This is a genomic window from Xanthomonas hydrangeae (assembly GCF_032697525.1).
Classification (GTDB): Bacteria; Pseudomonadota; Gammaproteobacteria; order Xanthomonadales; family Xanthomonadaceae; genus Xanthomonas; species Xanthomonas hydrangeae.
Window position 1 is genome coordinate 1,491,168 of record NZ_CP103836.1, and the last position, 26,605, is coordinate 1,517,772.

Sequence of the window (26,605 nt, forward strand, 5' to 3'; positions counted from 1 at the left end):
CTTGCCTACAGCGCGTGTTTGCATCCTCACGCACATGCGCGATCATCTGCGCATGGAGTCGACTCACTACAGGACGGTCCCGGCGCCGGCGCTCAACCCGCGCCAGGAGCAATTGGTGGCATTGGTGCGGCAGCAGGGCTTTGCCGAAGTGGAAGGGCTGGCAACGCGCTTCGACGTCACCCCGCAGACCATTCGCCGCGACCTCACGTTGCTCTGCGATGCCGGCGTGCTGCGCCGCTATCACGGCGGCGTCAGCATGCCCTCGAGCGTGGAAAACCTGGCCTACACCGCGCGCAAGGCGTTGCAGGCGCGCGAGAAACAGCACATCGCCGCCCAGGTCGCCCGCTTCATTCCCGACGATGCCTCGCTGTTCATCAACCTGGGCACCACCAATGAAGAAGTCGCGCGTGCATTGCTGCAGCACCGCGGCCTGCGTGTGATCACCAACAACCTCAACGTGGCGGTGATGCTCAGCGCCAATCCCAGCTTCGAGGTCATCGTGGCCGGCGGCGTGGTACGCGGACGCGACCAGGGCGTGACCGGCGAGGCAACGGTGGAGCTGATCCGCCAGTTCAAGGTGGACTTCGGGGTGATCGGCATTTCCGGCATCGACCTGGACGGCACCTTGCTGGACTTCGACTACCAAGAGGTGCGCGTGGCCCAGGCCATCATCGAGCACTCGCGGCAGGTGCTGCTGGCTGCCGACCACAGCAAGTTCGGTCGCAATGCCATGGTGCGGCTGGGCGCGATCGCCCAGGTGCACGACTGGTTCACCGACCGGCCACCGCCGCAGGAGCTGGCCGCAGTGCTGGCCGAGGCTGGCACCCGCGTGCATCTGGCAAACCCTGGCGACGCCAGCTGAGCTGATTGTTCGTTTTTGTGCGTTTGCGATAAGCGTACACCTCTGGATCGCCATTTTCGATCCCGAATGGCGATCGAAATTCCCCTCCAATAGATCTTCCAGCGGAAAAGTGTCCTGAAACGGGAGTCTGATGCCCTTCACGTCCCGACAAGGTTTGATGTTCGAATATGTTCGAACATGACAACTTGGGTTCGCTCTTGTGGCGCGCCCGGACGGAGACACCGATGGGCGAGATATACGATCTTCTGGTGATAGGCGGCGGTATCAACGGGGTCGGCATCGCCCGCGATGCGGCCGGGCGCGGCTTGTCGGTGTGCCTGTGCGAGCAGGACGATCTGGCTGCGCACACCAGCAGCGCCAGCACCAAGCTCATTCACGGCGGCCTGCGCTACCTGGAGCAGTACGAGTTCGCGCTGGTCGGCAAGGCGCTGGCCGAGCGCGAGGTGCTGCTGCGGCTGGCCCCGCACATCATCTGGCCGCTGCGTTTCCTGCTGCCGCATCAACCGCATCTGCGCCCGGCGTGGATGATTCGCGCCGGCTTGTTTCTCTACGACCATCTCGGCGGCAGCAAGCGCAGCCTGCCGCGCTCGCGCCGGCTGTCGCTGCGCACGCACCCGGTCGGCCAGCCGCTGCAGGAATCGCTGCGCACCGGTTTTGTGTACTCCGATGCCTGGGTGCAGGACGCGCGGCTGGTGGTGCTCAATGCGATGGACGCTGCAAAGCGTGGCGCGCAGATCCATACGCGCACGCGCTGCGTCGGTGCCTGGCGCGATGCCGGGTTCTGGTATGCCGAACTCGAAGGTCGCGACGGCCGCCGCCGCACCGTGCAGGCGCGCGCTCTCGCCAATGCGGCCGGTCCGTGGGCAGTGTCGTTCCTAGACAAGGTGGCCGCGGTGCCGCACAAACATGCGCTGCGCCTGGTCAAGGGCAGCCACATCGTGGTGCCCAAACTGTTCGACCACGACCATGCGTACATCTTCCAGCAACCGGACCGGCGCATCGTGTTCGCCATTCCGTACGAGCACGACTTCACCTTGATCGGCACCACCGATGTCGACCACGAAGACGACCCCGCCACGCCCAAGATCGACGCGGCCGAGGTGCAGTATCTGTGCGAAGCGGTGAACCTGTATTTCCAGCAGCAGATCAGCCCCGCCGATGTGGTGTGGAGCTATAGCGGTGTGCGCCCGCTGCTCGACGATGCCGAGGACAACGCCGCCGAAGTCACCCGCGATTACCAACTGGAAGTGCTCACCGACGGAGCGCCGTTGCTCAATGTGTTCGGCGGCAAGCTGACCACGTATCGCAAGCTCGCCGAAGAGGCGGTCGATCGGCTGACGCATGCGCTGGGCGCACGCAAGCCGGCGTGGACGGCGCGCGGCGACGCGCTGCCGGGCGGCGAACAGCGCGATATCGCCAGCCTGCTCGAACGCGTCAGCAGCGCGCGGCCGTGGCTGCCGGCACCTACCGCACAGCGGCTGGTACGCAACTACGGCACCTGCGCGGAGCAGCTGCTGGGCGAGGCGCAGGACATCGCGGCATTGGGTACGCACTTCGGTGCCGATCTGTACCAGGCCGAGGTGGACTACCTGCGTGCCCACGAGTGGGCCGTGACCGCCGACGACATCCTGTGGCGCCGCAGCAAACTCGGTCTGCGCATCGATGCGGCCGGGCGCCAGCGCCTGGAAGACTATCTGCAGACGCAATCGGTCCCGCAGGCGGATGTGGTACCGGCCTGATCGAACAGCGTTGCAGGCGAGGACGGGTCGTTCGGCAACGTATCCTGGCGCATTCGCCAGCATCATCCTGAGTCACGTGGAGGGCAACCCAGATGAGCACCAACCAACACCCCTGCGCGCCAACATGCGCGCCGCACCACCCTGCCTGCGTCATTGAGACCAGCATCCGCACTGTCGCAACCATGAGGTCGCGCGCATGAGCCGCCAACTCGTAGGTGAGTTGATCTCCGAGGCGGTGGCGATGTTCATCATCATCGCGCTCGGCGATTCGGTCGCGGCGATGTACATCCTCTACGACCCCAGCCCGTATCAGAACGCCTACTGGGGCGTGTGTATCGCCTGGGGTCTGTCGGTGACGCTGGCGATCTATGTCACCGGCTCGGTGTCCGGCACGCATGCCAATCCGGCGGTGACGCTGGCGCTGGCGTTGTTCCGCGATTTCTCATGGAAGAAAGTGCTGCCGTACTGGGGCGCGCAAGTGATCGGTGCGTTTCTGGGCGCGGCCATCGTCTACCAACTGTACGGGCCGGTGATCGATCACTACAACCAGGTGCAACAGCTCACCCGCGAAGCCGGTGGCGCAGCCGGGGTGTTCTTCACCGCACCCGGCCTTGCGGTCACGCCGATGCATGCGCTGGTGGACCAGATCATCATCACTGCGTTCCTGATCTTCGGCATCTTCGCCATCACCGAACAGTTCAACGAAGCCGCGCCGACCGCCAACTCAGGCGCGCTGATGATCGGTCTGCTGGTGGCCACGCTGGGCGCCTCGATGGGCTATCTGGAAGCCTGGGCGATGAACCCGGCGCGCGACTTCGGCCCGCGCCTGTTCGCCTACGTTGCCGGCTGGGGCGAGGCTGCGCTGCCGGCCAAGGACAATTACTGGTGGATCCCGATCGTCGGCCCGTTGATCGGCGGCCCTATCGGTGCGCTCGCCTACCAGTGGCTGATCCTGCCATTTCTGCCGGCACGCGTGCGGCATCTGCAAGGCGGCAAACCGCCGCTCGACCCGCGGTAATCACACTGCTGCGCGACTGACAGCACAGCGCCGCCGTTGAGCAGGTCTTGAGTTGTTACCGGCCTCTCACGCAACGGCGTGCATCACCCACTTTCTCGCCGTGCGCCAGCGCCGGCACTGTTTGAGGAACCTCCGATGGAAAAGCAATACGTCCTTGCGATCGATCAAGGCACCACCAGCTCACGCGCGATGTTGTTCGATCGCCAGGGCAAGGTGGCCGGTGTGGCGCAGCGCGAGTTCGGCCAGATCTTTCCGCAGCCGGGCTGGGTGGAACACAACCCGCGCGAGATCATGACCAGCGTCTACACCACCATCACCGAGCTGCTCAACAACGCGCAGATCGATGCGCGCTCGATCGCCGGTATCGGCATCACCAACCAGCGCGAAACTGCGGTGGTGTGGGACAAGGCCACCGGCCAGCCGATCTACAACGCCATCGTGTGGCAATCGCGGCAGACCAAGGACATCTGTACGCAGCTCAAGGAAGCCGGGCACGAGCAGATGGTGCGCGACAAAACCGGCTTGCTGATCGATGCGTATTTTTCCGGCACCAAGGTCAAGTGGATTCTCGACCATGTGGAAGGCGCACGTGAGCGGGCGCAGAAAGGCGAACTGGCCTTCGGCACCATCGACAGCTGGCTGATCTGGAACCTCACCGGCGGCAAGGTGCACGTCACCGACTACACCAATGCCTCGCGCACGCTGATGTACAACATCCACACGCTGGAGTGGGACGCCGAGCTGCTGGCGATGCTCGACGTGCCGGCGGCAATGCTGCCGGAGGTGCGCTCGTCCAGCGAAATCTACGGCATGACCCAGACCCAGTATTTCTACGGCGAGCAGGTGCCCATTGCGGGCATCGCCGGCGACCAGCAGGCCGCGTTGTTCGGCCAGGCCTGCTTCGAACCGGGCATGGCAAAGAATACTTACGGCACCGGCTGCTTTGCATTGATGAACACCGGCGACAAGGCGGTCGCCTCCAAGGCCGGGTTGCTGACCACCATTTGGGGCATCGACGGCAAGGTCGAATACGCGCTGGAAGGCTCGATCTTCGTTGCCGGCTCGGTGGTGCAATGGCTGCGCGACGGCCTGCGCATGCTGGGCAAGGCAAGCGACTCGCAGGCCTACGCCGAGCGTGCCGGCGACAACGACGGTGTGTACCTGGTGCCGGCCTTCGTTGGCCTGGGCGCGCCATATTGGCGCAGCGATATCCGTGGCGCGGTATTCGGGCTGACCCGCGGCACCACCAAGGAACACTTCGTGCGTGCGGCGGTCGAATCGATGGCGTATCAGACCCGCGACGTACTCACGGCAATGCAGGCCGATTCGGGCATCGAGCTGAAAGAGCTGCGTGCCGACGGCGGCGCGATCGCCAACGACTTCATGGCGCAGTTCCAGAGCGACATTCTCAACGTACCGGTGCTGCGTCCGGAAGTTTCAGAAACCACCGCACTCGGCGCGGCCTATCTGGCAGGGCTGGCGACCGGCTTCTGGAGCAGCCGCGAAGAGATCGCCAAGCAGTGGGCAGTGGATCGCCGGTTCGAGCCGAACATGGCCGACGACAAGCGCGAGCAACTGTATGCCGGCTGGCAGCAGGCGGTGGAGGCCACGATGGGCTTCCGCATCAGCTAAATACCGCCATCGAAACGACGGCGCCCACCATCCGGTGGGCGCAACGTTTGGCTAGCTACTCTCATGGACCACGCATTGCAGGGCTGCACGCTGCAGCCCTGCAATGCTGCAGCACTTACTGGCCGCCGGTATTGGCGCGGCCGGCAATGGTGTCCGGATCCCAATGTTCCTTGATCAGGCCGTTTTCGATGCGGAACATGTCGAACCAGGTGGTGGTGTAGGTCTTGCTCGGATCGCGCGGATCCGGCAGCGTGCGCACCGACACCAGCGTGACCAGATCGCGATCTGCGGTGATGGCCACCAGCGGCAACTGCACGCGTTCCTGCACCGGCGTCGGCGGCACGAAGGCGGTCAGGAATGCGATGAACGCATCGCGCCCGTTGGCCACGTTCGGGTTGTGCTGAATGTAGTTCTTGTCCATGTACATCGGCGCGTACTGCACCTGGCCGGCTTCGAACACGATGCGCCAGAAGTCGTAGACCAGGCGCTTGTTGGCGGTTTCGAACCAGGTGGAACCGACCAGCATCTTCTGGTGGTTGGGATTGGCGGTCACTGCGGTCTGCGCGAACGCAGCCACGGGCGCCACCAGCATGACCAGTAACAGGGCACGGGAGAACAGGGTTTTCATGGAGCACTCCTGGGTGGAGACGGGCACTGCGCTCGCTGCAGGCAGCAGCACGATGCTCCGCTGATTGGGGGAATGACGCGCCCTTGAACACAGCGATGTCTACGCGTCGCCGCCAGCCTACCGGCCGCGTTCGCTCGCCCGCTAGCCGCCTCAAAGTGCACCAGGGCACTTCTGAAATGGATGGTGAGAAAAACATCACCTCTTAACGTGATGCGTGTCGTGTTAGCAAGCATGGCCAATGCATGCCAGGAGCGCTCCGATGTGTGAGCTCGAGTGGCGCGCAAAGCGCACAATGCACGAATCCGTGCCGATTCCGGGTAGCAAGAATACTTGCCTGACGACCGCGCAGCGGGGGGCGACCGTCCTGGTCAGGTCATTCGTCAGGCAACTCCACCAACGGCAGGCCGGCATAGTTTTCTGCCAGCGTGGCGCGACCGGCTTCGCTGCTCAGCAGATAATCCAGCTCGGCAGCGCGAATACGCGCAGTAAATGCATCTTCGTCGTCGAAGGTGTGCAGCAAGGTGGTCATCCACCATGAAAACCGCTCGGCCTTCCAGACCCGTTGCAGCGCGAGCGCCGAATACTGCTGCAGCACACCGGCATCGCCGGATGTGTTCCAGCGTTCGAACAACTGTGCGAGCAAGCCGACATCGGCAAGGGCCAGGTTCAAGCCCTTCGCGCCGGTCGGCGGCACGATATGCGCCGCGTCGCCGGCCAGAAACAGACGACCGTACTGCATCGGTTCGGCGACGAAACTGCGCAACGGCGCAATGCTCTTTTCGATCGATGAGCCGGTCACCAGTTGCGCAGCCAAGGTGTCTGGCAACCGCGCGCGCAATTCATTCCAGAATGCCTGGTCGCTCCAGGCCTCAACACGCGCATCGGCAGGCACCTGCACGTAATAGCGCGTGCGTGTGGGCGAGCGCATCGAACACAACGCAAACCCACGTGGGTGACGTGCGTAGATCAGCTCATCGTGCACTGGCGGTGTGTCGGCAAGCACGCCCAGCCATCCGAACGGGTACACGCGCTCGAACAGGCGCAGTCGCTCGGGCGGAATGCTGGCGCGGCTGATGCCATGGAAGCCGTCGCAGCCAACGATATAGTCGCAGGCGATACGCTGGCGTTGGCCATCATGGGTGAATTCCACTGCCGGCGCATTGCTTTGTACCTCGCACAGGGTGACGTCCTGGGCGTTGTAATAGGTCGGCGCAGCGCTACGTGCACGTGCCTGCATCAGATCGGCGGTGACCTCGGTCTGGCCGTAGACGGTGACGCCACGCCCGCAGCCGCGCAGCAGGTCGATGCGCTCACGCTGGCCATCCAGAGACAGTTCGAAGCCGTGATGCAGCAAGCCTTCGCGCTGCAGGCGCTCGCCGACGCCGGCGCGCTGCAGCAGCTCCACACTGCCCTGCTCCAGCACGCCGGCGCGAATACGGCCGAGCACGTGTTCCGGTGTCTGCCGTTCGATAATGACGGTATCGATGCCGGCGCGCAGCAACAGCTCGCCAAGCAACAGGCCGGAGGGACCTGCGCCGATGATCGCAATCTGGGTTCGCATGCAATGCTCCTGCCTCAGCGGGCTGATGCAGGCCAGTGTCGGTAGCCAAGCGTGCGCTTTGAAGGGATGATTGCGTGCAGTGCTTGGACTTTTCGACGATGCCGACACGCGCGCCCGATATTGCTGCAGCCACCCCTGTTCCCGCCTTCGGTCTGTACGGCGAGCACGATGCCGACGCGCCGGAGTTATTGCACTGGGAGTCGATCCCCGCACGTAGCCGGTTGCACGATTGGCAGATCGTGCCGCACCGCCACGAAGACCTGGCGCAGCTGCTGTACGTGCAGCGCGGGCCGGCAACGCTGCAGCTGGATGGCCGCAGCCAACGCGTGCGCGGCGCAACCGTGGTGTGGTTGCCACCGTTATGCGTGCACGGCTTCGGATTCGATCCACAGGTGCGCGGGCACATCATCACCTTGTGCATGCCGCTGGTACGCAGTGCACTCAGTGCCACACCACTGCTGCAGCGCGCCTTGGCGGCACCTTTGGTGCTGCAGGTCAATCAAGCACGCGGATTGCTCGACGTGTTGTTCGCCACCATTGCCGACGATCACGCACGCCAGCGCATCGGCCACGAGGCCGCGTTGCAGGCGGCTGCGGCGCAGCTATTGATCTGGACCGCGCGCACGGCACTGGAACGCGCACAAGATGCAGCTGCGGTAAGCCCGCAGGCCGATCCGGCATTGCGCCATCTACGCGGCTATCAAGCCTTGATCGACCAGCACTATCGCGCGCATTGGCCGATCTCCCGCTACGCCGATCAATTGGGACTGACCCCGGGCCATCTCAACGCGCTGTGCCAGCGACTGGCAGGTGCCTCGGCATTACACCTGCTGCAGCGCCGGATCATGCTGGAAGCACGCCGCAGCCTGCGCTACACCAGCCTGAGCGTGCAACAGATCGCGGCCAGCCTTGGATTTTTCGACGCTGCGTATTTCAGCCGCTACTTCGCCCGCCACACCGGCTGCTCGCCGACGCGCTTCCGTGCTGACGATTGAGAGCGGCTGACAAGACTATGGCGCTCACCGCCAGTTGGGCGCAGCCGGCTATTACTCAACCCCCGTACACGTCTTGAAGTGATTGCAGAGCATGGATAGCTCAGTTGCAGGGCGGCTGATCTGCGGGTTGGCTGCAGGGTCCTTGCCCGCTCACCCTCGCGGGACACGCCGCAAGTACATCCCTGTAGGCTCTTACGCGGCATCCATGCCGCGTAAGGTCCCGCGACGGTGAGCGGGCAAGGACCAGTGGAGATGGTCGGTGTGCATGTGCAGGCAAGGCATGAGGTGCGTTGTCCGGATAATGCAGCAGCCGATTAGTTTCGCAACGCAAAACGCAACACGATCAGCAGGCAGCTTTCATCCAACTACCGACTAACTCTCTGGTGCGGTGTCCTCACCGCTTGCGGGACCGTGTGGCGGCATGGATGCCGCCACCGAGCCTACATGGACGTACTTGCGGCGTGTCCCGCGAGCGGTGAGGGCACCGCGCCCTCGGCTAACCAGGCTCTTGGCTGCATCTCCAAACGGCGCCAGTGGTACATCCAAACGACGCAGGCGAGTGTGACCAACAAGTTGCCGCCATCAACGCAGCGTTCGAGAGGTTTCGTCAGCAACCCCATTCGGCTGCATTACTCCGCTCAGAACGGGTACTGCGGCACCGTGTTCTTGATCGTCAACCACTGCCAATGCGTGTACTGCTCCCAATCGGCCGGGCCGCCGACGCTGGTGCCATTGCCCGACGCACCGGTGCCGCCGAACGGATTGATGACTTCGTCCACCACCGTCTGGTCGTTGATATGCAGCGAGCCGATAGACAGTTGCTCGCCCAAGTTCATCGCACGCGACACCGATGCCGACATGATGCCTGCGGCCAACCCATACTCGCCGTAGTTGGCCAGTTCCGCCGCTTCGTCGTCGGTATCGAATACGGTGATGTTGATCACCGGGCCGAACACCTCTTCGTCGAATGCGCGCATGCCCGGACGCACGTTGGACAATACGGTCGGGGCATAGAACAGACCTTCGTTTGTCGCGCCGGCTTCGACCACCGCACCGGCGACGACACTGTCGCGCACGATATCGATCACGCGTTGCAGCTGGCGTTGATCGATGATCGGGCCCAGCGCCACGGTGCCGCTGACCGGATCGCCAACGGGTAGATGACGGGCTTTTTCCGCCAGCCGCTGCGTCAATGCCTCGGCCACACTGCGCTGCACCAGCACCCGGCCGGTGGCCATGCAGATCTGGCCTTGATGCATGTAGGCGCCAAACGCGATTGCCGATGCGGCCTTGTCCAGATCCGCGTCGTCGAGCACGATCACCGCGTTGTTGCCGCCAAGTTCCAGCGCGACCTTCTTCAAGTGCCGCCCCGCAATCTCGCCGATGCGTCGGCCGGCAGCGGTGGAACCGGTGAAGGCGATCATCGGCACATCCGGCGATTCCACCAGCGCCTGACCGATCTGCGCATCGCCATGCAGCACATGCAGCAAGCCCTTTGGCAGACCGGCTTCTTCCAGCACCTGCGCGATGATCACGCCGCCGGTATACGGCGTGCGCGGATCGGGCTTGAGCACTACCGCATTGCCCATTGCCAGCGCCGGTGCGACCGAACGCAGCGACAGGATCAACGGGAAGTTGAACGGCGAAATCACCGCAATCACGCCCAGCGGCAGATGCCGTGCCAGGCTGAGCTGACCGGAAACGGTCGGCAGTACCTGGCCCACGGCCTGCAGCGGCAGCGCTGCAGCCTGCTGATAGAACACCACCGACTCATTCACTTCGCGCTGGGCCTTGGGCAGGATGCCGCCGGTTTCGCGCGCAATCAGCAGCGCCGCTTCCGCACTGCGCGCTTCCATCAGCTGCGCGGCGCGGTGAAATATCGCAGCGCGCTCACGCGGCGCGGTGGCGGCCCACGCACGCTGCGCGTGTTTGGCTTGCGCCACCGCAGCTGCGACATCGGCCAGATCGGCCTTGCTCACTTCATGCAACAAGTTGCCGGTGGCAGGCTCGTAGATCTGCAAGGTGCCGCCGTTACCGGGCACCCAGTCGCCATTGAAAATGCAACCGTGCCACGCCGGGGTGGTGGGCGCGGATACTGCAACGTTGGGGAGAGCATTCATGGTCTAGCCTCCTGCTGTGGGGTGGTGTTACAGAGTGGTCGACGCCAGCCCGCCATCAACCGGCAGCGTGATGCCGTTGATCCAGCGCGCAGCATCGGACGCAAGAAATACGATGGCCTCGGCCACTTCATCGGCATACGCGGGGCGGGTCATGCGCTTGGCATCTTCCTTGACGCGCTCTTCGCCGAGCATGGCGGCAAAGTCGCCCAGAATCGGCGTGAAAACCGGCCCTGGCGAGACGTTGTTGACGCGCACGCCACGCTCGGCAAACCACGGCCGCGATTGCAGCAGCGTCCACACGATCAGCGCTTCCTTGAAATATTGGTAGCAGGTGTCGTGTGCCACCGGATGTTCCGCCAACCACGCGCTGCCGGCAGCAAAGCTGTCGGTGGCCGCCAGTTGCTTGTGCAGGTCCAGCCGCTGTGGCCATTCGGCGCCCAGAATCGAGGCCACGTTGATGATGCTGCCGCCCGGCACGATACGCGGCAGCAAGGCCTGGCTGAGATGACGCAGTCCCAGATAGTTGACGCGTGCCACCAGCTCGAGCGGTGCGGTGCCGGGGACGCCGGCCACGTTGGCCAGCGCGTCGATACGTTCTGGCAACGCCTTCACCAACGCATCGATAGAGGCCGGGTCGCCGAGGTCGGCCTGATGAAACCCGTGCAGCGTCATCTGCACCGGTGTGCGGTCGATGCCGATCACGGTGGCGCCATGAAAGCGCGCCAGCCGCGCGACCTCTGCACCGATACCCGAGGCCACACCGGTGACCACGATCGTCTTGTTCTGCAAATTCATTGCCACTCTCCGAAGAGGCCGGCTACGCCGGCACTAGAACACATGGACGTACTGCAGGTTGACGTTGTTGCCGGAGGCGGCGTTCTTCACTTCCACCGGCAGATAGAGATTGGCGAACACGATGTTGCTGGCATCCAGCCGCCATGAGCCGCCTGGTCCTGCGTAGAACACGCTTTGACGCGTGTCTGCAACGCGCTGCCCATTGGTGCGGTTATCGCGGAACTGGGTGAGGTAATACGCATTCACGCCCAGATGGATATCCGGTGCCACTTCCCAGGAGGTTGCGAAGTTGATCCAGCCCGCATCGCCGGCCTGCCCATTGCGGAATTCGAAGCCGGGCGGCAGATTCGGACGACGCTCGCTGCGAAAGTTGTAGATGTAATTCAGGCGCGCACTGATTTCCCAACTCGGCGTCGGCAGCCAGGTCAATGCGTAGCTCGGCACCACCGACCAATAGCCTGCACTTTGATTGAGGTCGCGGTCGCGATCGAACTTGCCGATCGGTGCGATGGCATCGATCTCGAAACGCTGCGAAAACACCGGCCTGCCATCGCGTATCACCGGCAGCATCTGCAGATACGGCCCGAACGTCAGATCGCCCACGCCGGCGCCGTTATCGCGCAGTGTGGCGACGCTGTTGCGGCCGAACGAGGCATCCAGGTTGATCAGCGGAACCAGCGTATTGATGCCCAGTGCGCCGCCAAAGAGCTTGTAGGGCGTGACATAGGCGATCTGGGTCAGCAACAGCGTGGAATCGATGCGTGGATTGTCGAACACCGGCACATCGTTGCCGCGCGCGTCCTTGATCGCATCCAGCGAACTCTGACGCAGATAGGTGATCACCGCCCAACCCGGCGTGGTGCGCGTGAACCCGTCGAAGAAGCTGGTGCCGCCGGTGTTGATGCCATTGGTCAGCGTTGCACTCTGCGGCACGCCCTGCGCAAACGCAGGCCCGGCTGCCAGCAGCGACATCACCCCGAGCAGGACACTGCACTGCAGTAACCCAAGCCAACCCACGTGGCGCACAACCGATAGATAACTCACTGCGAACATCTCCAGCGTTGGGAGGAAACAGCGGCAGATAGGACGTGGCAACGGTCAGGCAGGCGCGATCGCCGCGCCGCTCACGGCACGTGCGATGGTCAAGTTGGTGGGACGGTACTGCCGAGCGCGGACTCGGCAGTGGCGGATCACTGCGTGTCGAGACGATCCAGCCGGTCGAGTGCGCGCAGCAACGGCGCTTCGCTGCTGCCAAGCACCGCGCTGAGTTGCTGTTCCATGCGCAGCACCTCGGCTTCGGCATCGGTCAGCAAGGCCACGCCGGCAGCGGTCAGCGACAGATGCTGCATGCGCCGGTCCTGGCGTCCACGCACCTGCCGCAGCAGGCGGCGCTTGACCAGCCGCGCCACCACGATCGCCAGATTGGGCGGCGACACGTGCAGCACATCGCCGATCTGGCGCTGGTTGATCCCCGGGTTGCCGTCCACCAGCATCAGCAGCGAAAAATCCACCGGCTTGAGGTCGAACGCCGCCACGCAGTCCTGAAACATCCGCCGCACCAGCAGTTCGGTGCGGGTGATGCGGTAGCCCAGCAACCGCAGCAGGCGCGCCTGGTCCACCGTGGTGACGGCATCGGGCAGCAGTGCGGCATTGGCAGTGACGGACATGACGGTTCTCGCAACGATGGCAGCGGGCGGACCGGTGCGCGCAACACTCCCCGCCCGCAACGCCGATCCGCGGCGTGAGCTGCATTGTAGACGTGGCCGGGGCTACCGATGCGGGCGTGTGCGTTGCCGATGCTGCCCGTTGCTGCCTGCAGACCAGCGCAGCCGGCCGCCAGCAGCCGGCCGACGCCAGCGCATGGCAGCAGGGTGCGCCAGCTGCAGCACGTAGGGAACGGCGGTGATCCAGGCACGGCATGGACATGAAATCCGGGTCGGCATTGATTGCGTTCCGGAATAGTTATGGATCATAACTACATTGCCAAGCTGCAGCGCAGCATGGTCGCGCTCGCCAGCGTATTCACGCGGTGCAGCCGATTACGGCAGCCAGAGTTTCTCGAGATCGCGAAAGCCCCAATCGGTGGGGCTTTCCATCTGCGCGATGCGGTCCTGGCAGTCCGGCCGCGACAGATCGATGTCCTGCACCAGCACGTGGCTGCGCAGCTTGGCCGAATAGAACACGCGCACCTTGGGCTTGAGCAGCGCATCGGCCGTCTGCTCGATCACCACCGCCAGTTTCTGCGACTCCAGCCGCACCAGCGAACCGACCGGATAAATACCCAGCCGCCGCACGAATGCCTGGAATACCGCCGGGTCGAAATGGCCCTGCCACGATGCCATGCGCTTGAGCGATTCGGCCGGATCCCAGGCCCGTTTGTACGGGCGATCCGAGCTGATGGCGTCGTACACATCGCACACCGCACCCATCCGCGACATCAACGAAATCGTCTCGCCCGCCAGCTGATTCGGATAACCGGTGCCGTCCATCTTTTCGTGATGATGCAGCGCGATCTCCAACACCACCGCGTTCTGCACACCGCCAGCCACCAGCAGGCGATGACCATCCATCGGATGCTGGCGCATGATGTCCATCTCTTCGTCGGTGAGCTTGCCGGGCTTGTTGAGAATGTCCAGCGGCGTCACCGCCTTGCCCATGTCGTGCAGCAGGCCGCCCATCGCCGCCTCCACCACCTGGGCCTCGGGCAACCCCAGCTGACGCGCCAGCCCGCTCATCAGGCCGGCAACGGCCATCGAATGCAGGTAGGTGTAGTCGTCGGCAGTCTTGAGCCGCGCCACGCTGATCAGTGCCTGCGGATGCCGCAGCACCGAATCGTTGATGGCCTGCACCAGTGGCATCGCCGCCTCGGTGTCGACGGTACGGCCAAGCCGCACGTCGCGGAACATTGCCTCGACCATGTCGCGGCCGTCTTCGAAGATCTTGCGGGCACGCACCACTTCGGACTCGATGCCGACCTGTGCGGTGACGCTGTTGGTGCGCGCGGTGCGGGAGGTGCATGCAGGCTTGGGCGGCTCCGATGGCTCAGGCAGCTCCGGTTCGGGCGCTGCATCCGATGCTGCGTGCGCTGCGGCCGGCGCTTCCAGATCCAATCCACGCGCGGTATCGATCACCAACTGCTCGATGCGGCTGCCATGGATCTTGTCCACATCGTCGGAGTCGACCAGAAACGAGGTCTTCCAGAACGGGTGGTGCACCCACGCGCCCAGCAGCTTGTAGACATACATGCCGGGGCGGAGTTGATCTGAGTCGATGGTTCTGAGCATGCCGGCGCTGGTCTGCTTGAAATCCGCGGAAGAGCCCGCCACAGGGATGGGGGGTCTGACGGGTTATCGGCAGTGCAGTGGATTTCTTTGGCGCGGTCGACTCCGCTAGCGGCACAGGGCTGACGCAGCGTGAGCGGTTCAGCGAGGGGGCAGACGCATGCTCAGCACGGCCGCCGCAGCTAGCAGCAGAGGCAGGCTGCAGGCCAGGTAGAGCGTGGCCGGCGACCACCCTGCATCCACCAGCACGCCCACGCACAGCGGCGAGGCAATCGCGCCGAAGCGGCCCACGCCGATCGCCCAGCCCATGCCGGTGGAGCGCACCGCCGCCGTGAAGACCACTGGCGCTACCGCATACAGGCCGGCAATGGCGGCAAACATGGCCGCACCGGTCGATAGCGCGATCACGAACGCCCAGCTCAACACCGTGCTGTAGAGCCCGAACGCAAGCATGGCCAGCGCCGACAACAGCAGCGCCCCGCCCGTCAGCCGCGACAACCGCGCACGCGCGGCCAGCCAGCTGAACATCGCGCCGCCAGCGATGCCGCCCAGATTCAATAGCACCCCGCCGGTCACGCCCTGCTGCGCCGACAGCCCGGCCACCACCAGCAGCTTCGGCGTCCAGCTGAGCACGAAGTAGAACGCGAACATCAACAGGAAGAACGCCAGCGCGATCAGCAGCGACTGCCGCCGCAAGCCAGGCACGAACAGGGCCGCGTAGCCCTGCGCATCATCGGCAACCTGTGGCGGCGGCAATGGCAAGTCGGCACGCGGCGGCATGCCCATGCGGGCAAGCACCGCGTTGAAGCGCGCAGACGCACCCAGCGGGCGACGCGCGATCAGAAATTCCAGCGATTCGGGCAGCCAGGCCAGTACCAACGGCACGCACAGCAGCGAGCCGGCCGCACCAAGCAAGAACACCGCGTGCCACGACCATTGCTGCAGCAACAACGCCGCGATCGCACCGCCCAGAGTCGCGCCGATCGGATAACCGGTAGCCTGTAGCGCCAATGCGGTGCTGCGCCAATGCGCGGTGGAATATTCGGCGGCGATCACCGCAACGCAGGCCAGCATGCCGCCGATCCCGATACCGGTGAACGCGCGCAGCGCACCGAGTTGCCACGCGCTGCTGGCCAAGGCGGAGGCGCCCATGCCGACGGTCAATATCGCCAGGCACACCAGAATCATCGCCCGACGCCCGATGCGGTCGGCCAACGGCGCCAGCAACAACGATCCCACCGCCATGCCGACCAGGCCGGCACTGAACAACACGCCGAGCAACTTGCCCGACAACTGCCACTGCGCCGACACATGCGGCGCGGTGAAGGCCATTGCCATCACATCGAAGCCGTCGAGCATGGTGAGCAGCACGCACACCGCCACCGCTCTCCACTGGAAGGGCGTCATCCGCTGCAGCACGAAGCTTGCGGGTGTTGCTGCGCTATGCGGCATGCGTAAATCCTGTGATGGAGATGGTGATTGCTGCAGTACGCCGACCCACATGCAGGTCGTCCGAGGGCGCCGCACAGTTGCGGCGCAGATCGAGCCCATGGATGCAGCCGACGCGGTTACACGAATCAGCAGTTTCGACGACATGTCGCGTTGCGATGCAGTGGCAAACCAAAACCGCTGCAACAGTGCGTGGCCACGCTAGGCCGATCGCAGGCAGCGTTCAAGACGACTGCCTGCACTGGTGTGCGCTTATCGGACAGGCCGGCATGCCGCTTCGTTTCGAGGCTCACGCGTTCGTTGCTGGTCACTGCAATCAAACGCCTGCGTCGAGTGCATCGCATGCACTACGGCAAGGAAGGCGTAACCACTCTTCTTTGCAGCCTTGATGACCTCGATGCGCAGCCACCGTGTCGTGCATGATCGCAACCACGCGGTACACCCACCACGCGCAGCCTGTTCTGCACACCTGCAGACGGCCAGTTATCATGCAAGCAGTGCATGCATTGGGCGGCACGCTGATTTTCCGGAGACTGTCGTGACCCCGATTCGTTCGTTCCTGGACCACAACCCGCAGCTGGGCGCACGCGTCTATATCGACCCCGCCTGCACCATCATCGGCAAGGTGAGCCTGGGCGATGACGTCTCGGTGTGGCCGGGCACGGTGATTCGCGGCGACGTCAATCATGTGCAGATCGGCGCACGCACCAACGTGCAGGACGGCACCATCATCCACGTCAGTCACCATAGCCCGTTCAACAAGGCCGGCTATCCCACCGTGATTGGCGCAGACGTCACCGTTGGCCACGGCACCATCCTGCATGCCTGCACCATCGAAGACCTGTGCCTGATCGGCATGGGCGCCTGCGTGCTCGACGGCGCGACCGTCAAACGCTACGGATTCGTCGGCGCCGGTGCGGTGGTCGGCCCGGGCAAGGTGGTTGGCGAAGGCGAACTGTGGCTGGGCAATCCGGCACGGCTGGCACGCACGCTCAGCGACAAGGAAATCGAGAGCCTGCATTATTCGGCGCAACATTATGTGCGGCTCAAGGATCAGTATCTGGGTGTGCCGGCTGGCGATTGATTGAGGGTCTGCGAGGCGGGCTCGCGCCTGGCGTTGACGTACCGGTTCAAGGCTGCGTCGCACGCTCCAAGGTCGTCAGCATCGTCAACGCCTGCTCACGCGAAGCGCCGCACATCTCCAGCGATGGCCGCAGGCTGCCGCATACCGCCGGGCGCTGCGGCGAGCCGAACAAGCGGCAGCCCAGCTGCGCATCCAGCTGCACGCACGCCACCCCGGCCGGCTTGCCATCGGGCATGCCGGGAATCGGCGAACTGATCGAGGGCGCGATGCAGCAGGCAGCGCAGCCCGGGCGGCAGGAAAGCGTGGAAGACATCGGCACAGTGTAGCGGCGCGGCGCAAGTGCGGCGCTGGCAAAAAACCACATTTGCCGAGCCCCCTATCCGGAACGCCGCCAGCCGGGCGCGCTGCCCGTGCACTCCACTTGCGTTGAAACCAGCCCACTGCAGCCTGATCGCACGGCAGCGTGCACGCTGCAATGACGGCCGCGCCGAACAGCTGCGTGCTAACGTGCCAGATCACCGGAACGCGCCGCGACGGTTGCAGCAGCAACAGTTGCGACGCGCTCTAATTGCCAGCCACCGCTCGCCAATCAGCCGTCGACTTCGCCATGCCCGAGTACCGCTCCAAGACCTCCACCCACGGCCGCAACATGGCCGGCGCCCGCGCACTGTGGCGCGCCACCGGCATGCGCGATGGCGACTTCCACAAGCCCATCATCGCCATCGCCAACTCGTTCACCCAGTTCGTGCCCGGGCATGTGCACCTGAAGGATCTCGGCCAGCTGGTCGCGCGCGAGATCGAGCGCGTCGGCGGCGTCGCCAAGGAGTTCGACACCATCGCCGTGGACGACGGCATCGCGATGGGCCATGACGGCATGCTGTATTCGCTGCCCAGCCGCGAGATCATCGCCGACTCGGTCGAGTACATGGTCAACGCGCATTGCGCCGACGCGCTGGTGTGCATTTCCAATTGCGACAAGATCACCCCCGGCATGTTGATGGCCGCGCTGCGGCTCAATATCCCCACCGTGTTCGTCTCCGGCGGCCCGATGGAAGCCGGCAAGACCAAGTTGTCCGAACATAAACTCGATTTGATCGACGCAATGGTGATCGCCGCCGACGACAGCGCCTCCGATGAAAAGGTGGCCGAGTTCGAACGCAGCGCCTGCCCCACCTGCGGCTCGTGCTCGGGCATGTTCACCGCCAACTCGATGAACTGCCTCACTGAAGCGCTGGGCCTGTCGTTGCCTGGCAACGGCACCGTGGTGGCCACGCACGCCGACCGCGAGCAGCTGTTCTTGCGCGCCGGACGCGTGGCGGTGGAGCTGTGCCATCGCTGGTACGGCGGCGAAGATCCCACCGCCCTGCCGCGCGGCATCGCCACCTTCGAAGCTTTCGAGAATGCGATGACCCTGGATATCGCCATGGGCGGCTCGACCAACACCATTTTGCATTTGCTCGCCGCCGCGCAGGAAGGCGAAGTGCCGTTCGGCATGCAGGATATCGACCGCCTGTCCAAGCGCGTGCCGCAGCTGTGCAAGGTCGCCCCGAACACGCCGAAATACCACATCGAAGACGTGCATCGCGCCGGCGGCATCATGGCCATCCTCGGCGAGCTGGCGCGTGGCGGCCTGCTGCACACCAACGCGGCCACGGTGCACGCACGCACGCTGGCCGATGCCATCGCGCAGTGGGACGTCACCCAGACCGACACCGAAACCGTGCACACGTTCTACAAGGCCGGCCCGGCCGGCATCCCCACCCAGATTGCCTTCAGCCAGGCCACGCGTTGGGACACCCTGGACACCGACCGCAGCGAAGGCTGCATCCGCGATGTCGCGCATGCGTTCTCGCAGGAAGGCGGCCTGGCCGTGCTGTACGGCAATATCGCCCGCGACGGCTGCGTGGTGAAGACCGCAGGCGTGGACGAATCCATCCACGTGTTCGAAGGAAACGCCCGTGTCTACGAAAGCCAGGATTCGGCGGTCAAGGGCATCCTCGCCGACGAAGTGAAGGCCGGCGATATCGTGGTGATCCGCTACGAAGGCCCCAAGGGCGGCCCCGGCATGCAGGAAATGCTCTACCCCACCAGCTATCTCAAATCCAAGGGCCTGGGCAAGCAATGCGCCCTGCTCACCGATGGCCGCTTCTCCGGCGGCACCTCGGGCCTGTCGATCGGCCACGCCTCGCCGGAAGCCGCCGCAGGCGGCGCGATCGGCCTGGTACGCGACGGCGACAAGATCCTGATCGATATCCCGAATCGTTCGATCAACCTACTGATCTCTGATGAGGAACTTGCCCTGCGTCGCGCCGAGCAGGATGCCAAGGGCTGGAAGCCGGTCGAGGTACGCCCACGCAAGGTCACCACGGCGTTGAAGGCGTACGCGTTGCTGGCGACCAGTGCGGACAAGGGTGCGGTGCGGGATAAAGCGATGCTGGACGGCTGAGCTGTTGAAGCGTTGCACCGGCGGCGGCACCTGTCCCTGCATGCGCGAAACGTGTGGCAGGTGGCAGGTTTGGCAATGCCGGCACACCGTCGCGCCATCTGCACTGCACACTGCACGACCTCCGCGGACACGTGATGGCGACCGACACGGCCAGTGTGCGGATCGCGCGACTGGCGCGTAGACGGAAACAGGTACTGCCACCCCGGCTCGGCGTCGGCATTAGGATACTTGCGTGCCAGGGCATGCGGCAGGAAGACCCGTCCGGTACCGGCGCCAGATCGGCGGCATGCACTACCAGCGTCCGTTCGCGCTGCCGTTGCAGCGCCTCTCGCAGGCTGAGCGGTAGCAGCACCCGGCGGTCCCTTCCGCTTTGCTATCGCGCACCACGATCTCGCCGCGCGCGTCGTCCACGTCCTTGATGCGCAGCCGCAGGCATTCCATCAACCGCATTCCGCTGCCATACAACAGGCTGGCCATTAACCAACATGGACCCTCCAGCACTGCCAGCAGCCGTGCAACTTCCTCGCGCGCGAGCACGACCGGAATGCGCCTCGGCCGCTTGGCACGCACCAAGTTCTCCATCCACGGCAGCTCGATGCGCAGGACCTCGCGGTAGAGGAACAACAGCGCGGCCAATGCCTGGTTCTGCGTCCCCGCAGACACCTGCCCATCGGTCGCCAGCCGGGTGAGGAACGCCTCGACCTCCGCCTGCCCCATCTGCGCCGGATGGCGCTTGTCGCTGGCGAGTATGAAGCGTCGTATCCAACTGAGATAAGCCTGCTCGGTTCGCGGGCTGTAATGCCGTACCCGCAGGCGGTCGCGCACCTGATCGAGCAACCGGACCGGTGGACGAGCTGTTACGCCGTCGTGTTTGGGGATGTATTTCATACGCCTGCGTCCTTGCTGGATAAACCCAGCAAGCATCCGCATGGTGACAGTGACCCACCATCGTGCGATCCCGTGACTGGGGCTAAGAGTTACCCATTCACAAAGCGTCCGTGATCGCAGATACTCACCACAACACCGCATTTCGGCGGTCCAATAGTAGTTAGGGTCCACAGCAATCAACATGGCCACTGAACTCTATCCGCTAACCACTTCCAAGCTCGATGAATTCTCTCGCCCAACGAACGAGAGGATCATGAAGTGGCGCTTTTTCAACGCACAGAAGGGCGTTGAAACTACAAAGCAGGATGGCTCTGTTGTCTCAATTCATGGGGTCAAGTACGCGGGTTCTGTCCCACTTGTCTATTGGTCGGGCTTCTTTGAGCCCTTCATAATGCACGCCGCATCCGAGACACTGAGATGGGTGTCAGACCACTGCAAGGCTAATGGCCTTGATCCCACTGCGTACATTGACGAAGCACGCATGCTAATTCATGGATTCATTAGAAAGAGCTACAGAGAGATCGCTCGCACTGATCAACTTCTGCGTGGCAATGGGTTTCCGGACACCGTCACCCCTCGGGACGTCTCTGGCAAGGAGCAAGCCGCGTGTGATCACATTGATCAGCTGGCAAAAGCATATCTTCTGTCTGGTCCGGCTATAGCTGTGGTGGCAAAGGAAGACATATTGGAGCTAAAGCCCAACTTGTGGGGGATCGGCCTCAATCTAAACGCCGCATGGCGTCGTTTCAGGGGCAAAGTAGGTGGGCACTAAAAGCATCACGCATCGGTATTAGCTGGGAGAAACAATGGAAATCTCGCAGGACACTCTCACTCGCTGGGCGGATAGCTGCCTGCACATGAATCATCTCGGCACTCTTATTCAGAGGGAAATTCAGCAAGGAGATCCCGCTCGCGCCCAAGATCTCGCAGATCGTGCAAGGACTCGGGCATGGGTTCTACTCAACGAGCTCTTTGACGCAGGTGCAGTGAAACCCGAGGGGTACGCAAAGCCTGGCGTGGGCCCTAACAATTCATTCAAGCCGAACCCGCCTCGCGGGTCGGCTTAATTCAGGCGTTAGGCCGCATGACCAATTGCCCCATATGCTTAGCTCAACTGCAAGAGATTGAGGTCGCCCCGTGCTTCGACTGCGGGCATGTACATCGTGAGCTAGACGAGTGCATTCGCGGAGAGCACGAGTACCACGTCTTTGAAATTTGGGGCCAAGAGATTGTTCTTTGCGACTTCTGCGATGCAGATTTTGGGTCGTACTTCCCGGACTACTTGGGCTTGCCGGAGGGTCCACTGCCAGATTACCCGCTGCATCTTGTTCGCAAGGTTGAGAGCCCCAGCATCAGACGGGACCTATACTGCGCTAACTGCAATCACCGCCTGGAGTTTCTACTGTTCCGGTCGCGTGCGATGGCGCACAATGCGGCCTAACAGGTCAATCAAGCCGACGTGCCTACGGCACGCGGCTTATTTCTAGCGTTAGGCCGTGGTGGAGCAAATGCGTTGGCGGTTGCCGCTTCGGTGAGTTCGCAGGCATGCATGCGGCTGGCTCCGGACAGCAGTCATCACCGTTGCGGGGGGTGGCAAGTTCGGCGCTTCACCCTAGCCCGGTGTTACTGCGCTGCGCTCATTGCATTTGGTTTCGGTGGCATCACGCGCCGCTGTATCGCTGGGGCAAGCTCCATCCCGCAAGCTGTGGCACACTCTGCCCAGGCGGCAGTGCTGGGGAGCATGGTTGCACCATCCAACCTTCGCGGCCACTCACTGCCTAACAACTCATTCAAGCCAAAGTTGCTTCGCAACTCGGCTTAATTCAAGCGTCAGGGCTCAGGAGAAGGGTGCTGTGAACTGGAAGCGCATCATTGGATGGTCGGCTCTACTCATGATCTTGACCAATGGTGTCGGTGTTCTTAGCGGAGTCTGGGTGGCTCACTCGCAGATTGATCAGACGACCATTGACCAACTAGTGGAGAGAGCCCGCCTTTTCCGGCTCGTTGCAATTGGGCTTATTGCTGTCGTCTGCTACTGGCGCCTTGCCGTTGGTGCACCGACTCGTAGGGCCTGGCATGTCGTCGCTGCATTCTTGCTAGTACAGCTCACCGACATGGCTCTATCTTTGGTTCTCGGTGCGCATTTCAGTGAGTTGCTCGAGCCGTGGGGTATGTTGCGTTCTGTATTGTACGCACTAGCAGGCTACGTTCTAGCAAAGCTGAGCCCTAACAATTCGTCCAAGCCGACGCCGCTTCGCGGCGCGGCTTAACTCAGGTGTTAGACCGCACAGGAGAGATATGCAGGCCAAGACGCCTTTCGCAAGTCGACTAGCCGCATCTTTTATGGCGGTCCTGGTTGCCATGCACCTTCTGGTTACACTTGACCTGCTCTTCAAGTTCTTTCCAGCAACGCCTGAGTTCCTGGCCATGTGGTCGATTTCCGTCTGGGCAAAGCTGCTCTGGGCCGCGACCTGCGCTTTCGGAGCCGTTGCAGTGCTCATGCTCTATCGTCGCGCGTGGTTGGGTTTCTTCGCATCAATCGTGTTTTGTGTAGGCTTGTATTTCGCCAGCGTGCAATTGTGGGGCGCCGTGAAAGGTGGCTTCTGGCTAGCTGTCGGAGTGACGGTTCTTGCATTGGTAGGCGCGATGCGGTCTAACAATTCATTCAAGCCGAACCCGCTTCGCGGGTCGGCTTAATTCCGATGTTAGGGCTCATGTCCAGAACTCGATTGCTCCTGTGGAGTGCAATAGTGGCAGGCATGTTGAGCGCTGCCGTTTTAGTGGGGTACAAGCCACTCATGATCTGGTGGCTGCATAGTCGGCCCTTCTCAAGGGATGACTTTCAGCCAGAAAGGTGGTCAGCTGGCCTTGCGGCATCACAAGATGGTGAATGTGTGCGTGGCCGCATGGCAAGAAACATCATCGATACTGTTGTCCTGCCCGGCAGCCCTCGATCTTACGTAGAGGCCGTGCTTGGCTCTCCGCAGGATACTGAAGATAATTTAGCCAGTTACGATCTGGGAATGTGCAGTGGCTTCGGCATTGATTACGACTCACTGAAGATCGAGTACAAAGCCGGGAAAGTGGTACGGGCCTATCACGTTCAAAACTGATGAGCCCTAACAATTCATTCAAGCCGAACCCGCTTCGCGGGTCGGCTTAATTCAGGCGTTAGGTACAATGAAAAGAATAGTCGCACTCGGAGCAGCAACTAGCGCCATTGCGATTCCTGTTCTTACTGGTTATGCCTTACGGCCTACGCCCGGCCAGAACAATCACGCCATGATGTGGCTAGTGCTTATGCTGGCTGCACTTGTTTTGTCTGCCGGCCTATCGGTAATTGCCATCCAGTTTGGGCGTGCTTCCTACCAATCGCTTGCAGCCCCACGCCCATTGGGTCGCACACTTGAGCTGACCCTGGTTTTGCTGCCAATACCGCTTTTCTTAGCTGTTGTCGTTTGGCGTATTCTGTCGTCTGGCACCTAACAATTCGTTCAAGCCGAACCCGCAGCGGGGCAGCGCCTGGGTACCTATACGCTACGCTAGCACCCAGTCGCCGCCCCGCTGCGGGTCGGCTTAACTCAGGCGTTAGGCAGTGGTGGAGCAAACGCGTTGTTGGGTCGTGCTTCGGTGCGCTGACTGGCATGCATGCGGCCGGCTCCGGGCGGCAGTCATCACCGTTGTGGGCTGCGGCAAGTTCGGTGCTTCGTACTCGCACGTTGTTACTGCGCCGCGCTCATTGCATTTGGCTTCGGTGACATCGCTCGCCGCTGCATCCACGGGCATGCTCAATCCCGCAAGCTGTGGCACACTCTGCACAGGCGGCAGTGCTGGGGAGCATGGTTGCACCACCAACCTTCGCGGCCACTCACTGCCTAACAATTCATTCAAGCCGAAGCCACTTCGTGGCTCAGCTTAATTCAAACGTTAGGCCGCATAATGAATATACCTATTTCCCATAGCTCAAAGATCACATTTGCCGGACGCAGCGGGCAACCATATGAGTTCGTACCGCAGCATGGCTTTCCGGCGTCCGACTGCTACGGCTCGGAGAAAGACGTGGCGGTGTGCACCTTCGAAACCATGTCCTTAAGTACGCAGGCGTTACACGTTGAGCATTTCGCGGTAACGAAAGCCATGGCCGGAAGAGGCTATGGGGAACGCTGTTTGAGAGACTTTGCTGAAATGATCCAGGCGCAGATGCCTTTGGTTTCTGAGATCACTTTCGATCTAGTGCGCTCGCTTAGTGGCAGCGACATCGCACGTCTGGCTAAGGCACGTGAGGCCTTGTTTCAGCGGCTCGGCGCGATTCAAATAGGTGTCCGGAGCCCAAATCAGTGGTGCCACGTTGTGAGCGCTACTTGGCCAAGGTCCAGCTGGTGATCACGAGTGCGCCCTAACAATTCGTCCAAGCCGACGCCGCTCCGCGGCGCGGCTTAGCTCAGGTGTTAGGCCGCTATCAGGAGTTCTCACAAGATGGAAAGGACACAAGCAGACGCAATCGCGCAGGCTATTTTGGAGCCGCACAGAAGTGCTCAGGATGAGATTCGCCAGAAGCGCGCAGCGGATACCGCCTATCTGTCGCGCAAGCGCAAAGTGGCATGGTTTGCTCTAGCAGGCTCGGGCATCGGTGCTAGCGTTGCATACTTTGCCGGCGTGCAGTTTCCAATCGGAGTAGTTTGGGGCGGGCTTGCTAGCTTTGCAGTTGGCTGGCTGGTCACGCGTCAGGCCGCGGCCTAACAAGTCATTCAAGCCGAAGCCGCTTTCGCGGCTCGGCTTAATTCAAGGTGTTAGGCGTGCCATGAATCATTCGGACCACCCGAGCATATCAATCGCTGCGAACGTCAAGCGGAGATCCCACCGGAACGAGGCTATTTCCTTTCTGGTAGTGCACTCACTGATGTGCGAAGACGGCGGCTTCGTCTATCTACTTATCAGATATATAGACTTTGACTCGGAGCAAATCGATGGTGACCACCTACATCTTTCCCTAGACGAGGCGCTTGTAAATGCAGAGCACGAATTTGGTGTGCAAAGTAGCGATTGGTTCGCGCTCACTGCCTTGCAAGCTGAACGAATTGATCGAAGCATCGGTAGCTAGCACGCCTAACAGTTCGTTCAAGCCGACCCGCTTCATTGCTTCATTGCTTTGTTCGAATGTATCGGAGGCATCGCATCGTCGGATCAGGGTCGGCTCGTTGCGGGTCGGCTTAACTCAAGCGTTAGGCTGCGGAAGAGCGTTCTAGATGTAGTGGGGTTCGACGCTCGTCTCTTCATGGCTGTCCCAGCAAACGTCTACGTCGGTCAGGTCTGTGCAGTTCGCCGGGTCGGGTCTGTGCAGGTCGCTTCGGACCGTCGGGTCGTGCCAGGCAACGGGTGCCGCGCGGACACCTTCGGCAAGTTCCGGACCAGTGTCCGGGCCGGCGCAACCAGGCTGCCGCATCTTCGGGGCTATCCAAAACCGCAACTCTTGCGGCCATTCACTGGCCGGAGTAGCGTGCGGCCTAACAAATCATTCAAGCCGAACCTGTCCCGCTGCGCGGGCCAGGCCGGCTTAATTCTGGTGTTAGGGGGCTTCGGGAGTGAGCAACGTGGGCAAGATCCTTGGGTTCGTACGCGGCATGCTGGGCCTTGGCCAAGCCGATACCACCAGCAAATTTGAGCAACCCGAAGACGAACCTCTGTTTATGGCGATTCCCAACGGGGAGCTTGCGGACGCCGCCCGAGCAGCTCACGGCTCGCTAAGCTACTTTCGTCGGCTCCTAACCGATGGGACACCGACTGATGTCCCGCCGATGGTAAAAACATACATCTCTGATCCGGCAGGTGGCGGCATGTGGCTTTGGCTAAGCGTGGAGTCCGCTACGCCCTCTGGGCTCAACGTGGCCGTCTTCGAGGCGCCGCCTGAGTTCACTGACCTATCCCCCGGCACAAGGAAGTTCGTGCCGGAATCGGAAGTAGCCGATTGGGCTTTGGTCAGCTCGGGCGTTATGCAAGGCGGCTACTCGCTTCGCATTCAACGGAGCCGCCTTCCTGCAGCCGAGCGCGAGCCGTTTGATCGCTACGTCGGAGTGAGCAGTTATGCACCGCTGCCTGCCCCTTAACAA

Annotated in this window: 22 protein-coding genes and 1 pseudogene; 13 read left to right on the top strand and 10 right to left on the bottom strand. The window is 62.6% G+C overall.

Translation table 11 applies throughout. From position 1 onward, the window contains the following. Window positions 1-34 precede the first annotated feature (34 nt). The 4 genes from NYR97_RS06040 to glpK all read left to right on the top strand — a co-directional run bounded on the left by NYR97_RS06040 (window position 35) and on the right by glpK (window position 5,251). Window positions 35-862 carry a DeoR/GlpR family DNA-binding transcription regulator gene (locus NYR97_RS06040; RefSeq protein ID WP_104551345.1) on the top strand — a complete coding sequence of 276 codons (828 nt, stop codon included), beginning with the start codon at window positions 35-37 and terminating at the stop codon, window positions 860-862. A 224-nt stretch (window positions 863-1,086) separates the two neighbouring features. Next, a complete protein-coding gene (gene glpD / locus NYR97_RS06045; RefSeq protein ID WP_316697083.1) occupies window positions 1,087-2,601 on the top strand; it encodes a glycerol-3-phosphate dehydrogenase in 1,515 nt (504 codons plus the stop codon). A gap of 196 nt (window positions 2,602-2,797) precedes the next feature. Further along, window positions 2,798-3,619: an MIP/aquaporin family protein gene (locus NYR97_RS06050; protein WP_316697084.1), complete on the top strand. Its 822-nt coding sequence runs from the start codon at window positions 2,798-2,800 to the stop codon at window positions 3,617-3,619. 135 nt (window positions 3,620-3,754) lie between these two features. After that, the gene (gene glpK / locus NYR97_RS06055) at window positions 3,755-5,251 is read left to right on the top strand and encodes a glycerol kinase GlpK (protein ID WP_316697085.1); all 1,497 of its coding nucleotides are present in this window, start codon (window positions 3,755-3,757) and stop codon (window positions 5,249-5,251) included. A gap of 115 nt (window positions 5,252-5,366) precedes the next feature. Here glpK and NYR97_RS06060 read toward each other — a convergent pair whose 3' ends face one another. Together NYR97_RS06060 and pobA are read right to left on the bottom strand one after the other, a co-directional pair. After that, the gene (locus NYR97_RS06060) at window positions 5,367-5,879 is read right to left on the bottom strand and encodes a nuclear transport factor 2 family protein (protein ID WP_316697086.1); all 513 of its coding nucleotides are present in this window, start codon (window positions 5,877-5,879) and stop codon (window positions 5,367-5,369) included. Window positions 5,880-6,252: 373 nt separating this feature from the next. Continuing rightward, window positions 6,253-7,440 (bottom strand): 4-hydroxybenzoate 3-monooxygenase, encoded by a 1,188-nt coding sequence (gene pobA, locus NYR97_RS06065; RefSeq protein ID WP_316697087.1) that lies wholly within the window; start codon window positions 7,438-7,440, stop codon window positions 6,253-6,255. A 98-nt stretch (window positions 7,441-7,538) separates the two neighbouring features. Here pobA and NYR97_RS06070 point away from each other — a divergent pair, with 98 nt between their 5' ends. Further along, complete coding sequence (locus NYR97_RS06070) at window positions 7,539-8,435, top strand: helix-turn-helix domain-containing protein (protein ID WP_316697088.1); 897 nt, start codon at window positions 7,539-7,541, stop codon at window positions 8,433-8,435. Between the two features lie 638 nt (window positions 8,436-9,073). Here NYR97_RS06070 and NYR97_RS06075 read toward each other — a convergent pair. The 6 genes from NYR97_RS06075 to NYR97_RS06100 all read right to left on the bottom strand — a co-directional run bounded on the left by NYR97_RS06075 (window position 9,074) and on the right by NYR97_RS06100 (window position 16,083). Further along, a complete protein-coding gene (locus NYR97_RS06075) occupies window positions 9,074-10,555 on the bottom strand; it encodes a benzaldehyde dehydrogenase (protein ID WP_316697089.1) in 1,482 nt (493 codons plus the stop codon). Between the two features lie 27 nt (window positions 10,556-10,582). Continuing rightward, the gene (locus NYR97_RS06080) at window positions 10,583-11,350 is read right to left on the bottom strand and encodes a coniferyl-alcohol dehydrogenase (protein WP_268213859.1); all 768 of its coding nucleotides are present in this window, start codon (window positions 11,348-11,350) and stop codon (window positions 10,583-10,585) included. A 33-nt stretch (window positions 11,351-11,383) separates the two neighbouring features. After that, window positions 11,384-12,403, bottom strand: coding sequence for a SphA family protein (locus NYR97_RS06085; protein ID WP_425613041.1), 1,020 nt, complete (start codon window positions 12,401-12,403; stop codon window positions 11,384-11,386). 137 nt (window positions 12,404-12,540) lie between these two features. Continuing rightward, window positions 12,541-13,017 (bottom strand): MarR family winged helix-turn-helix transcriptional regulator, encoded by a 477-nt coding sequence (locus NYR97_RS06090; protein ID WP_006451709.1) that lies wholly within the window; start codon window positions 13,015-13,017, stop codon window positions 12,541-12,543. A 372-nt stretch (window positions 13,018-13,389) separates the two neighbouring features. After that, complete coding sequence (locus tag NYR97_RS06095; RefSeq protein ID WP_205393397.1) at window positions 13,390-14,634, bottom strand: HD-GYP domain-containing protein; 1,245 nt, start codon at window positions 14,632-14,634, stop codon at window positions 13,390-13,392. A 138-nt stretch (window positions 14,635-14,772) separates the two neighbouring features. After that, window positions 14,773-16,083, bottom strand: a complete 1,311-nt coding sequence (locus tag NYR97_RS06100; RefSeq protein WP_316697093.1) for an MFS transporter — start codon at window positions 16,081-16,083, stop codon at window positions 14,773-14,775. Between the two features lie 535 nt (window positions 16,084-16,618). Here NYR97_RS06100 and NYR97_RS06105 point away from each other — a divergent pair. Beyond that, entirely contained in the window at window positions 16,619-17,164 is a 546-nt protein-coding gene (locus NYR97_RS06105) for a gamma carbonic anhydrase family protein (protein ID WP_316697094.1), read from the top strand. Between the two features lie 46 nt (window positions 17,165-17,210). Here the strand turns inward: NYR97_RS06105 and NYR97_RS06110 are convergent, their stop codons facing one another. Continuing rightward, window positions 17,211-17,477: a YkgJ family cysteine cluster protein gene (locus tag NYR97_RS06110; protein ID WP_316697095.1), complete on the bottom strand. Its 267-nt coding sequence runs from the start codon at window positions 17,475-17,477 to the stop codon at window positions 17,211-17,213. 294 nt (window positions 17,478-17,771) lie between these two features. Here NYR97_RS06110 and ilvD point away from each other — a divergent pair, with 294 nt between their 5' ends. After that, window positions 17,772-19,610, top strand: a complete 1,839-nt coding sequence (gene ilvD / locus NYR97_RS06115) for a dihydroxy-acid dehydratase (protein WP_316697096.1) — start codon at window positions 17,772-17,774, stop codon at window positions 19,608-19,610. A 44-nt stretch (window positions 19,611-19,654) separates the two neighbouring features. Here ilvD and NYR97_RS06120 read toward each other — a convergent pair. After that, window positions 19,655-20,498, bottom strand: a pseudogene (locus NYR97_RS06120) (integron integrase); the annotation flags it as partial. Between the two features lie 181 nt (window positions 20,499-20,679). Between NYR97_RS06120 and NYR97_RS06125 the strand changes: the two are divergent. The 6 genes from NYR97_RS06125 to NYR97_RS06150 all read left to right on the top strand — a co-directional run bounded on the left by NYR97_RS06125 (window position 20,680) and on the right by NYR97_RS06150 (window position 26,602). After that, window positions 20,680-21,270 carry a hypothetical protein gene (locus NYR97_RS06125; RefSeq protein ID WP_316697097.1) on the top strand — a complete coding sequence of 197 codons (591 nt, stop codon included), beginning with the start codon at window positions 20,680-20,682 and terminating at the stop codon, window positions 21,268-21,270. Window positions 21,271-22,796: 1,526 nt separating this feature from the next. After that, window positions 22,797-23,195: a hypothetical protein gene (locus tag NYR97_RS06130; RefSeq protein WP_316697098.1), complete on the top strand. Its 399-nt coding sequence runs from the start codon at window positions 22,797-22,799 to the stop codon at window positions 23,193-23,195. 101 nt (window positions 23,196-23,296) lie between these two features. Next, window positions 23,297-23,611, top strand: a complete 315-nt coding sequence (locus tag NYR97_RS06135) for a hypothetical protein (protein WP_316697099.1) — start codon at window positions 23,297-23,299, stop codon at window positions 23,609-23,611. Between the two features lie 826 nt (window positions 23,612-24,437). Further along, complete coding sequence (locus NYR97_RS06140) at window positions 24,438-24,881, top strand: hypothetical protein (RefSeq protein ID WP_316697100.1); 444 nt, start codon at window positions 24,438-24,440, stop codon at window positions 24,879-24,881. Between the two features lie 93 nt (window positions 24,882-24,974). Continuing rightward, window positions 24,975-25,238, top strand: coding sequence for a hypothetical protein (locus NYR97_RS06145; RefSeq protein ID WP_316697101.1), 264 nt, complete (start codon window positions 24,975-24,977; stop codon window positions 25,236-25,238). An 851-nt stretch (window positions 25,239-26,089) separates the two neighbouring features. Further along, window positions 26,090-26,602 carry a DUF2314 domain-containing protein gene (locus NYR97_RS06150; protein WP_316697102.1) on the top strand — a complete coding sequence of 171 codons (513 nt, stop codon included), beginning with the start codon at window positions 26,090-26,092 and terminating at the stop codon, window positions 26,600-26,602. The last annotated feature ends 3 nt before the right edge of the window (window positions 26,603-26,605 follow it).